At 74.3% G+C, this 12016-nt stretch carries 12 protein-coding genes; 4 read left to right on the top strand and 8 right to left on the bottom strand.

Annotation, left to right across the window (positions count from 1 at the left end):
- A partial coding sequence (locus C6N75_RS20765) for an exo-beta-N-acetylmuramidase NamZ domain-containing protein (RefSeq protein ID WP_146132624.1) occupies positions 1-558 on the bottom strand: 558 nt, incomplete at its 3' end.
- Positions 559-783: 225 nt separating this feature from the next.
- Here C6N75_RS20765 and C6N75_RS20760 point away from each other — a divergent pair.
- Both C6N75_RS20760 and C6N75_RS20755 read left to right on the top strand, forming a co-directional pair.
- Positions 784-1575 (top strand): SDR family oxidoreductase, encoded by a 792-nt coding sequence (locus tag C6N75_RS20760; RefSeq protein ID WP_105870422.1) that lies wholly within the window; start codon positions 784-786, stop codon positions 1573-1575.
- Positions 1576-1724: 149 nt separating this feature from the next.
- Positions 1725-2318 (top strand): TetR/AcrR family transcriptional regulator, encoded by a 594-nt coding sequence (locus tag C6N75_RS20755; RefSeq protein WP_105870421.1) that lies wholly within the window; start codon positions 1725-1727, stop codon positions 2316-2318.
- 75 nt (positions 2319-2393) lie between these two features.
- On the opposite strand, the gene C6N75_RS20750 is transcribed toward C6N75_RS20755, so the two are convergent.
- The 6 genes from C6N75_RS20750 to C6N75_RS20725 all read right to left on the bottom strand — a co-directional run bounded on the left by C6N75_RS20750 (position 2394) and on the right by C6N75_RS20725 (position 8524).
- Positions 2394-4136 (bottom strand): lysyl oxidase family protein, encoded by a 1743-nt coding sequence (locus C6N75_RS20750; protein ID WP_105870420.1) that lies wholly within the window; start codon positions 4134-4136, stop codon positions 2394-2396.
- Positions 4137-4560: 424 nt separating this feature from the next.
- A complete protein-coding gene (locus tag C6N75_RS20745) occupies positions 4561-5793 on the bottom strand; it encodes an acyl-CoA dehydrogenase family protein (protein WP_105870419.1) in 1233 nt (410 codons plus the stop codon).
- Positions 5794-5800: 7 nt separating this feature from the next.
- On the bottom strand, positions 5801-6823 hold the full coding sequence (locus C6N75_RS20740) for a phosphotransferase family protein (protein WP_105870418.1): 1023 nt from the start codon (positions 6821-6823) through the stop codon (positions 5801-5803).
- 403 nt (positions 6824-7226) lie between these two features.
- Positions 7227-7556 (bottom strand): DUF202 domain-containing protein, encoded by a 330-nt coding sequence (locus tag C6N75_RS20735; protein ID WP_105870417.1) that lies wholly within the window; start codon positions 7554-7556, stop codon positions 7227-7229.
- Positions 7556-7948 (bottom strand): YidH family protein, encoded by a 393-nt coding sequence (locus C6N75_RS20730; RefSeq protein WP_105870416.1) that lies wholly within the window; start codon positions 7946-7948, stop codon positions 7556-7558. Before C6N75_RS20730 ends, C6N75_RS20735 begins: the two co-directional genes overlap by 1 nt.
- Before the next feature lie 9 nt (positions 7949-7957).
- Complete coding sequence (locus tag C6N75_RS20725; RefSeq protein ID WP_105870415.1) at positions 7958-8524, bottom strand: NUDIX domain-containing protein; 567 nt, start codon at positions 8522-8524, stop codon at positions 7958-7960.
- 149 nt (positions 8525-8673) lie between these two features.
- Between C6N75_RS20725 and C6N75_RS20720 the strand changes: the two genes are divergently transcribed.
- Positions 8674-10329, top strand: a complete 1656-nt coding sequence (locus C6N75_RS20720; RefSeq protein ID WP_105870414.1) for an FAD-binding dehydrogenase — start codon at positions 8674-8676, stop codon at positions 10327-10329.
- 66 nt (positions 10330-10395) lie between these two features.
- On the top strand, positions 10396-11085 hold the full coding sequence (locus C6N75_RS20715; RefSeq protein ID WP_105870413.1) for a DUF6882 domain-containing protein: 690 nt from the start codon (positions 10396-10398) through the stop codon (positions 11083-11085).
- Between the two features lie 64 nt (positions 11086-11149).
- Here the strand turns inward: C6N75_RS20715 and C6N75_RS20710 are convergent.
- Positions 11150-12016, bottom strand: an 867-nt coding sequence (locus C6N75_RS20710) for a GntT/GntP/DsdX family permease (protein ID WP_219852894.1), incomplete at its 5' end; no start/stop codon positions are given.

Below are 12016 nucleotides of genomic sequence, written 5' to 3'. Positions count from 1 at the left end.
CGCCTCGGGCGTGGACACCGTGGTCTTCGACATCCAGGACGCGGCCGCCATGCAGTCGTACAGCGTCCAGATGTAGGTGTAGAAGCGGGCGCCCGCGTCCTGGATGTCGAAGACCACGGTGTCCACGCCCGAGGCGGTGAAGACGTCCGCCAGCGGCTGCCCGCTCTTGAGGTAGGTGTCGTAGACCGGCAGCCCGGTCGCCGGATCGTCGTACCGCCCCTCCGAGCCGCCCGCCTGCGCGGTGCCGCGGAAGCCGTGCTCCGGCCCGAACACCGCCCGCAGGTCCACCCGTTCGTCGGCGTGCATCACGTCCACCAGGTGCCGCGCGTCCGCGGTGATGCCGGTGGGGTTGGTCACCACCCCGACCTTCTGCCCCGCCAGCTCCGCGTACCCGCCGGCCGCCAGCCGGTCGAAGCCGGTGAGCACCCGCCGCCGGCCGCGCGCACCGCCGTCGCCCCCGCCCCGCGCGGCGGCGGGCGCGGCTCCGGCGGCGGCGATGCCGGCCGCAGCCCCCGCCGCGCCACCGACCGCCAGCAGATCCCTCCTGGACACGCCCATCAGCAGACCTCCCGAGCCGATACGTGGACACCGCGGACCGCGGACCGCGGACCGCGGCCCCGCGGCCCGCTCCGCACGCTAGCGCCGCCGGGCCCCGGCGGGAACGAGGCGGACACCCGGTCTTCCGCCGCGTCCCGGCCTTCCACCCCGCCATACCGACCGGTTAGTCTGCCGTCGGCGCCCGGCGCGGCAGGCACGGGGAACCCACGAAGAGGCGGTCAGGGCATGAGTGAGAGCACGGACGGCAGCAGGGGCGTCCAGGACGCGTTCCGCGGCGCGCGGGTCGTCGTCACCGGCGCCGGCGGCGGCATCGGGGCGGCCCTGGCCCGCCGATTCGCCGCCGAGGGCGCCTCGGTCGTGGTCAACGACATCGACGCCGGCCGCGCCCAGGCGGTCGCCGACGGGATCGGAGGCGTCGCGGTGCCCGGCGACGCCTCCGCGATCGTCGCCCGGGCCCGGGACGCGCTCGGCGGCGGCGTCGACGTCTACTGCGCCAACGCCGGCCTCGCCTCGCCCGGCGACGCCTTCGCCGAGGAGGAGGTGTGGGCCGCCGCCTGGGACGTCAACGTGATGGCCCACGTGCGCGCCGCCCGCGCCCTGCTGCCGGAGTGGCTGGAGCGCGGCTCCGGCCGGTTCGTCTCCACCGTCTCCGCGGCCGGCCTGCTCACCATGGTCGGCGCCGCCCCGTACAGCGTCTCCAAGCACGGCGCGTACGCCTTCGCCGAGTGGCTCTCGCTCACCTACCGCCACCGCGGCCTGAAGGTCCATGCCATCTGCCCGCAGGGCGTGCGCACCGACATGCTCACCGCCGCCGGATCGGCCGGGGAGCTCGTCCTCGCCCCGACCGCCATCGAGCCCGAGGACGTCGCCGACGCGCTGCTGGACGGAATCGCCGAAGACCGCTTCCTGATCCTGCCGCACCCCGAGGTGGCCCGGTACTACCAGGCCCGGGCCGGCGACCCGGACCGCTGGCTGGCCGGCATGAACCGCGTCCAGCGCTCCTGGGAGGACGGCTGAGCACTCGCGTGCCCCGGCCCGGCGCGCCCGGCCGCCCGGCGGTGGGAAGATCCTATGGTGGTCGTGCGTTGCCCGAGCGGGCCGCCGGACGGTACGGCGGCCGGGCGCGCCCAGGCGGCCGGTGAGAGCGAAGGGACAGGTGTCGGCAGATGGCCAGGACGACGGACGGGAGTGAACTGCCCGTCCCCCAGAGGCTGCTGGCCACGGCCACCCGGCTGTTCGCCGAGCGGGGCTACGACCGGACCTCGGTGCAGGAGATCGTGGAGTCGGCAGGCGTCACCAAGGGCGCCCTCTACCACTACTTCGGCTCCAAGGAGGACCTGCTGCACGAGGTGTACGCACGGGTGCTGCGGCTCCAGCAGGAGCGGCTGGACGCCTTCGCGGACGCCGACGCGCCGGTGGAGCAGCGGCTGCGGGACGCCGCCGCCGACGTGGTGGTCACCACCATCGACAACCTCGACGACGCCGCCATCTTCTTCCGCTCCATGCACCACCTCGGCCCGGAGAAGAACAAGCAGGTGCGGGCCGAGCGCCGGCGCTACCACGAGCGGTTCCGGGCGCTGGTGGAGGAGGGCCAGGACAGCGGGGTGTTCTCCGCCGCCACCCCGGCCGACCTGGTGGTGGACTACCACTTCGGCTCGGTCCACCACCTGTCCACCTGGTACCGCCCGGACGGCCCGCTGACCCCGCAGGCCGTCGCCGACCACCTGGCCGACCTGCTGCTGCGCGCCCTGCGCCCGTAGCGCGAAGGCCCCGGTACGCGAACGGGCGGCCGGACCGTCCACCGGTCCGGCCGCCCGCCTCCCCGGGCTCCGGGGTCAGTTGGCGTTCACCAGGTCGTGCGCCGGCACGGTCACCGTGCGCTTGCCCTTCTTGCCGCCCAGCACCACCTTGCGCAGCGCGCTGTTGTTGGCGGTGCTGGTCTCCTTCAGCCGCTTCTCCGGGTTGGCGAGCACCTGGATGTAGTAGGTGCCGTTGGGGAGGTCGGTGATGTCGAAGGACTGGCCCGGCAGGTCCTGGGTGTAGGTGTCACCGGAGCCGACGTCCAGCACCTCGCGGACCGAGATCGAGTTCTCCTGGCCGCACGCGGTGGACAGGTCGGTGTTGTACGGGTGCCAGTTGGCGCCCTTCACCGTGTAGTCGACCGCGTCCGTGTTGGCCAGGCAGAACGCCTCCTTGCCGCTGCGCACGGCCTCCTTCTGGTCCGCCTTCAGCAGCCGGTAGCTGGCGAAGTCGGTGAAGTGCCAGTGCACGTGGCCCGGGCGCGGGTCCCACTCCATGGTGCCGGTCGGAGTGAAGCCGACCTGCTTGCCCTTGGCGTCGTAGAAGTACTGGAAGGCGTCCATCTTGTCCTTGCCGGGCTTGCGGAAGCCGTCCACCACGAGCTGCGCCGGGCCGGCGTTCCAGACGTTGGCGCTGAACGCCAGGTAGTCCTTGCCCGGGACGTTCTCTCCGCCGTCGCTGATGGTGATGCCGTACGCCGGCAGCGAGCGCAGGTCCGGCTTGGGCACGTCCGGGACGGCGGCGCGGCCGGTCGGGCGCTTGGCCAGCGGCGCCAGCGCCGGGGCCTTGCGGGAACCGTCGGTCTGGCCGGCGGTGTCGCCCACCCGCAGCGACCGGGCGGCCTGCTGCTTCTTCGCGGCCCACGGCAGCGCCGGCGGCGCGGCCTTCAGCGGGCCGTGGCCCACGTTGTACGAGACGCCCGCGCCGCTCGTCGCCGGCGCGCCGGACTGGGCGGCCGTCGGGGCGTGGCCTGGCATGTGGTGGCCCTCGTGGGCGCCCGGCATCTGGTGGCCTGCGTGCCCGGAGCCCTTGGCGGAACGGCCGGCGGGCCCGCCGTTGGCCTCCTCCTCCCAGCTCTTCTCCACCACGGTCACCTTGACGGCGGACGGCTTGTCCGCGATGCCGAACAGGTCCCGGTACTTCTTGGCCACGCTGACCTTGGCGGTGTACTTGCCGGGCTTCAGCTTCACCTGGTCGGTGTAGGAGCCGGCGTAGGTGTTGGCGGCCCAGCCCTTCTCCACGCCCCACACCGAACCGAGGGTGAAGGCGTTGGTGGGGCAGCTCTCCGGGTACTTCGAGGTGGACGGCGCGTCCGGGCGCACCCGGCCGCTGGCGTTGTTGGGGCAGAAGTCCTCGGTGCGGGTGAGCACCTTCTTGCCCTTGCCGTCGGTGAGGGTCAGCTCCACGAAGCCGGGCAGCCCGGAGAAGTCCTTCACGGTGCCCTTGGGCAGCGTCTTCGCCTTCGCCTTGCCGCCCGCGTACACGGTCTGGGTGACGACCACCGGGTCCTTGTACGACTTGCGGGTCACCTTCAGCTCCAGCGGAGCGCCCTCGGCGGTGAGGTAGGTGCCGAGGTCCAGGAAGACCCCCGGCTCCTCCTTCCAGGAGGTCAGCGTCACCGAGTCGGTGGCCGCGATGAGGCTGAGCTTCGGGCCGGTCGGGGCCTTGGCGGCCTCCGGCGCGGCGGCGACGACGCCGGCGGTCACGGCGGTCACGGCGAGCGCCGTGGTGCCGGCGAGCAGCGGTCGCCGCAGCCGGGTGTTGCGGGTACTGGTCATCGTTCCCTCGTCTTCCGGGTCCTGCGGAAAGAAGGCGGGTGGCGGGCGGCCACGGCCGGGCCTTCTCGGCCGCCGGGCGCGCACGGAGGGCCGCAAGCTGTGCCCGCGCTGTGAGAGGAGCGGACCGGGGACTCGGTTGTCCGCAGGGGCGGAAGCCGGGGAAGGTTGGCCGGATCCCGCTGAGGTGCGCGAGATCCGGCCGTTGTCGGGAACGACTCTTAACGGAAGACTGGCGGACTGCTATAAGCAGTGCCGCCAAAGGGTTCCGACCGGCGGCGCCCGCCAGGCGTGCCGGTCGGAAGCGCCGGTCGGAAGCGCCGGTCGGAAGTGCCGGTCGGAAGTGCCTGCGGGCGGCGCCGCCCGGTGATGCCCTGCCGGGTCCGGCCGGACCCTGCCGGACCCTGCCGGGCTCCGCCGGGCCGCGTCAGCCCTGCTCGGCGTACCGCTTCAGCTCGCGCCGGGCCAGCGAGCGCTGGTGCACCTCGTCCGGGCCGTCCGCCAGCATCAACGTCCGGGCGCTCGCCCACAGTTCGGCCAGCGGGAAGTCCTGGCTGACCCCGCCCGCGCCGTGCAACTGCACCGCCCGGTCGATGATGTCCACCACCGCGCGCGGGGTGGCGATCTTGATCGCCTGGATCTCGGTGTGCGCGCCCCGGTTGCCGACGGTGTCCATCAGCCAGGCCGTCTTCAGCACCAGCAGCCGCACCTGCTCGACGGTCACCCGGGCGTCCGCGATCCACGCGCCCACCTGGCCCTGGGCGGCCAGCGGCCGGCCGAAGGCGGTCCGGGACACCGCCCGCCGGCACATCAGCTCGATGGCCCGCTCGGCCATGCCGATCAGCCGCATGCAGTGGTGGATGCGGCCCGGCCCCAGCCGGGCCTGGGCGATGGCGAATCCGCCGCCCTCCTCGCCGACCAGGTCGGCCGCCGGGACGCGGACGTCCTCGAAGACCACCTCGGCGTGGCCGCCGTGGGAGTGGTCCTCGTAGCCGTACACCCGCATCGCGCGCCGGACCCGGACGCCCGGGGCGTCCCGGGGGACCAGCACCATCGACTGCTGGCGGCGCACGTCCGGGCCGTCCGGGTCGGTCTTGCCCATCACGATGAAGATCCGGCACTCGGGGTTCATCGCGCCGGAGATGTACCACTTGCGGCCGTTGACGACGTAGTCGCCGCTGCCGTCGGCGGCCTTGTCGATCCGCGTCTCGATGTTGGTGGCGTCCGAGGAGGCCACCTCCGGCTCGGTCATCGCGAACGCCGAGCGGATCTCCCCGGCCAGCAGCGGTTCCAGCCACTGCTTGCGCTGCGCCGGAGAGCCGAACTGGGCCAGCACCTCCATGTTCCCGGTGTCCGGGGCCGCGCAGTTCAGCGCGGTGGGCGCGAGCTGCGGGGAGCGCCCGGTGATCTCGGCGAGCGGCGCGTACTGAAGGTTGGTCAGCCCGGCCCCGTACTCCTCGTCGGGCAGGAAGAGGTTCCACAGGCCCTGCCGCCGGGCCTCGGCCTTCAGCTCCTCGACCACCGCCGGGGTGTCCCACGGCGAGGCGAGCGCGGCCCGCTGCTCCTCGGCGACCGGCTCGGCCGGGTACACGTGCTCGTCCATGAAGGCGAGCAGCCTGGCCCGCAGTTCCTCGGTGCGCGCGTCGAACGCGAAGTCCATGATCGGGTCAGCCTTCCTTCAGGGTGTGCAGGCCGTGCTCGACGAAGACGGGCACCAGGTCGCCGATCCGGTCGAAGCCGGCGCCGACGGTCTGCCCGAGGGTGTAGCGGTAGTGGATGCCCTCCAGGATCACCGCGAGCTTGAACCAGGCGAACGCGGTGTACCAGGCGATGGCGGAGGCGTCCCGGCCGGAGCGGGCGGCGTACCGCTCGACCAGCTCGGCGGCCGGCGGGTGCCCGGCGGCACCGGCGGTGGTGGAGACGGGGGAGCCGGGCAGGTCCAGCGGGGTGCTGTACATGGCGAGCAGGCCCAGGTCGGTCAGCGGGTCGCCGAGGGTGGACATCTCCCAGTCGAGGACGGCCGCCACCCGGTCCTCGCCGTCCAGCAGCACGTTGTCCAGCCGGTAGTCGCCGTGCACGACGCTCGGCGCTGGGGAGTCGGGCCGCGCGCGGCCGAGCCCGGCGTGCAGCTCCCCGATGCCGGCCAGCTCGCGGCTGCGGGAGGCGTCGAGCTGCTTGCCCCAGCGCCGGAGCTGGCGGTCCAGGAAGCCCTCGGGCCGGCCGAAGTCGCCGAGGCCCACGGCCCGCGGGTCCACCGCGTGCAGCTCGACCAGGGTGTCCACCAGGCCCAGGACGGCGGCCCGGGTGCGCTCCGCGCCCAGCGGGGCGAGCTGCCCGGCGGTCCGGTACGGCGTCCCCGCCACGTGCTCCATCACGTAGAACGGCGCGCCGAGCACCGACTCGTCCTCGCAGAGCGCCACCGGCTCGGGCACCGGCACCGCCGTCGGGTGCAGCGCGCTGATGACCCGGTGCTCGCGCCGCATGTCGTGCGCGGTGGCCAGCACGTGGCCGAGCGGCGGCCGGCGCACCACCCAGGAGCCGGTCCCGTCGGTGACGGTGTACGTGAGGTTGGACCGGCCGCCCTCGATCACCCGGGCGGTCAGCGGCCCGGCCACCAGGCCGGGCCTGGCCCGGTCCAGGAAGACCCGCAACTGCTCGGGGTCGAGGCCGGGCGGCGAAGCGGTGCTCATCGGGCGTACCTCCTGGCGGATCGCGTGCGTCACGGTGACGTGCTCACCGCAGCATGACCGACCAGTCGGTATGTCGTCCAGTGCCCCGCCGGGTCCGGGGACCCCGGCAGGGCTCAGTGGTCGTCCCCGTGCCCGCCGCAGGCCGCGTGCCGGTGTCCTGCGTGCGGGCGGGTCGCTCCCTGACCGGGACTCCGGGTGCGCCACCGCCTGGATCCCGTGCCCTTCGTGCGGGCGGGTCGCTTCCCGACCGGGACTCCGGGTGCGCCGCCGCCGGGATCCGGTGCCCTTCGTGCGGGCGGGTCGCTCCCTGACCGGGACTCCGGGTGCGCCACCGCCGGGATGCCGTGCCCTTCGTGCGGGCGGATCGCTTCCCGAGGGGACTCCGGGTGCGCCGCCGCCAGGCTCAGGCCACCAGGGCGATCGCGCAGCAGGCCAGCGCCACCGTGCACAGGGCGGCCGCCACCGCCGCGCGCGGCGAGAGCGCCGGCGGGCGGTGCGCGGCCAGGGCCCGCATCCGCCGGTGGGCCACCGCCAGGAACGCCACCCACACCAGCAGGGTCAGCGCCGCACCGAGCAGCCCGGCCGGATCGCCCGACCCGTCGGCCACGCACTGCCGGGCCGCCAGCACCGCGGCGACCGTCGCCGAGAGGGTGGTGCGCCGCCAGGCCAGCTTGGTGCGCTCCGGCTGGAGCCCGGGGTCCCGTGCCGCCTCGGCGCCGGGCGGGGACGCCATCAGGCGTGCCGGCGCAGCAGCACGGCCAGCACCATGATCGTCGCGATCAGGCCCACGGCGAGGGACAGCAGCGCGGGGAAGCGGCTGACCGGCAGGTCCTCGCCGCGCCGCATGGCCCGCTCGCAGCGCACCCAGTGGTTGACGGCCCGCAGCGCGCACAGCGCCCCGGCGGCCAGCAGCGCCAGCGCCAGGCTCACCCGGGCCACCCAGCGCAGGTCGGGCAGGAACTGGTCGACCGCGAACCCGCCGCCCACCAGGGCGAGCGCGGTGCGCACCCACGCCAGGAAGGTGCGCTCGTTGGCCAGCGAGAACCGGTAGTCGGGGGTCTCGCCCTCCTGCCGGATACGGCGCGGCGCGAACCACAGCCGCAGATCCCGTGCGAAGTCGCTCACATGATCACACTAGCGGGGCGGCCTGCTGCCGGCGCTACCGGAGATCCCGTCCCGGAAGTCCCGCAGCAGCCTGTACGCGGCCAGCCCGTCCGGCACCCACGGCCAGTCGGCCAGCTTCGCCCGCACCTCCGCCTCCGGCAGGAAGGCGTGCCAGGCCACTTCCTCCACCTGCGGCCGCACCGGCAGCGCACAGCGCACCCGGTAGACCCTCGACCACCACGACCCGTGCCCGCCGGCATCCTCGTACAGGAACGAGAACAGCGGCCGCGGCGGCTCCAGCCCCCGTACGCCCAGCTCCTCCTCGGCCTCGCGCAGCGCCGCCGCGTCGTATCCCTCGCCCGCGCCGACCACCCCGCCCACGAACATGTCGTAGTGGGAGGGGAACACCAGCTTCCCCGGCGTCCGCCGGTGCACGAAGATCCGCCCCTCGTCATCCGTGACCAGCACGAACACGCACCGGTGGCGCAGCCCGCGGGCGTAGACCTCGCCGCGCGGCAGCCGGTCCACCACCTCGTCGTGCTCGTCCACCACGTCCAGGACCTCGTCCGCCGGGTCCGCCGCGTTCACCGCATCCATGGGGACATCATCCCCGGGGCGTCGAAGCGTCCGCCCGCCGGCCGGAGGCGTCCCCTCCCGACCGTTGACGTGTTACCCCCGGGTACGGAGGATCGAGCCACCAGCCGCCGACACCCGGACGCGGCGCACCGACGAGGGACGGGAAGCCCATGGCGTACGACGCCGACGTGATCGTGATCGGGGCGGGGCTGGCCGGTCTCGCGGCCACCGCCGAACTGGTGGACGCCGGGCGCAGCGTCATCCTCCTCGACCAGGAGCCCGAGCAGTCGATCGGCGGCCAGGCGCACTGGTCCTTCGGCGGGCTGTTCCTGGTGGACTCGCCCGAGCAGCGCCGGATGCGCATCCGCGACAGCCACGCGCTGGCCCTCCAGGACTGGCTGGGCACGGCGGGCTTCGACCGCCCCGAGGACCACTGGCCGCGCAGGTGGGCCGAGGCGTACGTGGACTTCGCCGCCGGCGAGAAGCGGTCCTGGCTGCTCCGGCAGGGCGTGCGGTTCTTCCCCGTCGTCGGCTGGGCCGAGCGCGGCGGCTACGACGCCACCGGCCACGGCAACTCGGTGCCCCGCTTCCACATCACCTGGGGCACCGGGCCGGGCCTCGTCGCCCCGTTCGAGCGGCGGGTGCGCGCGGGCGCGGCCCGGGGCCTGGTCCGCTTCGCCTTCCGCCACCGGGTGACCGGCCTGGAGCGCACCGCCGGCGCGGTGGACACGGTCACCGGCGAGATCCTCGCCCCCTCCGCCGCCGAGCGCGGCACCGCCTCCGGCCGCGAGGCGACCGGCTCCTTCTCCCTGCGCGCCCAGGCGGTGGTCGTCACCTCCGGCGGCATCGGCGGCAACCACGACCTGGTCCGCGCGCACTGGCCCGAGCGGCTCGGCACCCCGCCGCGGAAGCTGCTCTCCGGCGTCCCGGCCCATGTCGACGGGCTGATGCTGGACGTCGCCGGGGCGGCCGGGGCGAGGCTGGTCAACCGCGACCGGATGTGGCACTACACCGAGGGCATCGAGAACTGGAACCCGATCTGGGCCCGGCACGGCATCCGCATCCTGCCCGGCCCGTCCTCGCTCTGGCTCGACGCCACCGGCCACCGCCTCCCGGTGCCGCTCTTCCCCGGCTTCGACACCCTCGGCACCCTGGAGCACATCATGCGCTCCGGGCACGGCCACACCTGGTTCGTGCTCAACCAGCGCATCATCGGCAAGGAGTTCACCCTCTCCGGCTCCGAGCAGAACCCGGACCTGACCGGCAAGTCGGTACGGGGGGTGGTGGACCGGGCCCGCGCCGACGTCCCCGCCCCGGTCAAGGCGTTCATGGACCAGGGCGCGGACTTCGTGGTGGAGAGGGACCTGGCCGCCCTGGTCCGGGGCATGAACGCGCTCACGGAGGAGCCGCTGATCGACGAGGAGGCGCTGCGCCGGGAGATCACCGCCCGGGACCGGGAGATCGCCAACCCCTTCACCAAGGACCTCCAGATCACCGCGATCCGGGGCAGCCGCCGCTACCTCGGCGACCGGCTGATCCGCACCGCTGCCCCGCACCGGATCCTGGACCCGGCCGCCGGCCCGCTCGTCGCCGTGCGCCTGAACATCCTCACCCGCAAGTCCCTCGGCGGACTGGAGACCGACCTGTCCTCCCGGGTGCTCACCGACGGCGGCGACCCGCTGCCCGGCGTCTACGCGGCCGGCGAGGCCGCCGGCTTCGGCGGCGGCGGAGTCCACGGCTACCGCTCCCTGGAGGGCACCTTCCTCGGCGGCTGTCTCTTCTCCGGCCGTACGGCGGGCCGCGCCGCCGCCCGCGAGGTGGGCTGACCGCCCGAAGCCCGGGCCGCCCCGGACCCTGGCCCGGCGCGGGGGCGGCCCCGTAGGGTCACGATCATGGTGAACCGATTCAGCGACGCGTTCCTCCTGGAGGCCGAGCGGCACGCGGCCTGGGGCGCGGCCCAGTTGGAGGCGCTGACCGCCTTCCTGCCCGACGGCCCCTGGACCGCCGACCTGCCCTCCTGCCGCTACCGGCAGGGAGACCTGGACCTGCGGGTCGCGGTGCTCGGCACCTACGACGAGGAGGAGCGCTCCTGGATGTGGGGCTGGGCCAACCCGGGCCTGCGCGGCACCGAGGCGGTGGCCCTGACCGGCGCGCTGGAGCGCTACGGCCAGGCGCACGCCATACCCGAACTCACCGACGCCACCATCGACCTGGCCGGGTTCGACGATCCCCGCCGCGCGGCCGAGACGCTCGCCTTCGCCGGGATGGGCGTGGCCGGGGCGCCCGGGTACATCGGCGTCCCGGCCGGCCCGGCCACCCGCGTCTACTTCCTGCCCGACGACGCGCGGACGCCCCGCACCCAGCCGGACGCCGTCTCCCTGCCCCGCACCCTGCTCACCGGCGCGGGCCTGATCGGCCACTCGGCCCGGCAGGTCGTCGCCGGGTACTTCGACCACCACGGCCTGCCCCAGCACACCGAGGCCGACCGGATCACCGCCGCCCTCCCGGACGGCTCCCGGGCGCGCGTCGACTTCGACGCCGAAGGGCGCATCGCCGGCGTCCGGGTGGAAGCCCGGCCCTGACCGGTGCACGGCGCACGGCGCCGGCGGGCCCGGACCGGACCCGCCGGCGCCACCTCCGGCGGCGCTACAGCACCAGGGACAGCAGCAGCACGAAGACGATCCCGCACACCGAGATGATCGTCTCCATCACCGACCAGGTCTTGATGGTCTGGCCGACGCTCATTCCGAAGTACTCCTTCACCAGCCAGAAGCCGGCGTCGTTCACATGGCTGAAGAACAGCGAGCCCGCGCCGATCGCCAGCACCATCAGCGCCGCGTGCGTGGTGGACATGTCGGCCGCCAGCGGCGCGACCAGGCCGGCCGCGGAGATCGTCGCCACCGTCGCCGAGCCGGTCGCCAGCCGGATCGCCACCGCGATCAGCCAGGCCAGCAGCAGCGCCGGGATGGACCAGCTCTCGGAGAAGTCCAGGATCATCCGGCCCACGCCGATGTCGATCAGCGTCTGCTTGAAGCCGCCGCCCGCGCCCACGATCAGCAGCACGCCCGCGATCGGGGCCAGCGAGGACTCCACGGTCGAGGACAGCCGCCCCCGGGTGAACCCGGCCGCCCGGCCCAGCGTGAACATGCCCACCAGGACCGCCGCCAGCAGCGCGATCAGCGGCTCGCCGATCACGTCGGTGACCCGCTGCACATGGTTCTCCGGATCGTCGACCACGATCTCCACCAGCGCCTTGACCAGCATCAGCGCCACCGGCAGCAGCACGGTGGCGACCGTCGCGGCGAAGCTCGGCCGGCGCTCCAGGTCCTCCGAGGCGCGCTGCGGGATCATCCGCTCCGGCGCCTGGATGTCCACCCAGCGGGCCGCGTACCGGGAGAACAGCGGGCCCGCGATGACCACCGTCGGGACGGCGACCACCAGGCCGAGCGCCAGCGTCACCCCGAGGTTCGCGCCGACCGCGTCGATGGCGACCAGCGGGCCGGGGTGCGGCGG

Origin of the sequence: Streptomyces solincola (genome assembly GCF_002982015.1) — a bacterium.
Taxonomy (GTDB): domain Bacteria; phylum Actinomycetota; class Actinomycetes; order Streptomycetales; family Streptomycetaceae; genus Streptomyces; species Streptomyces solincola.
This window is presented reverse-complemented; position numbering and strand designations above follow the sequence as displayed.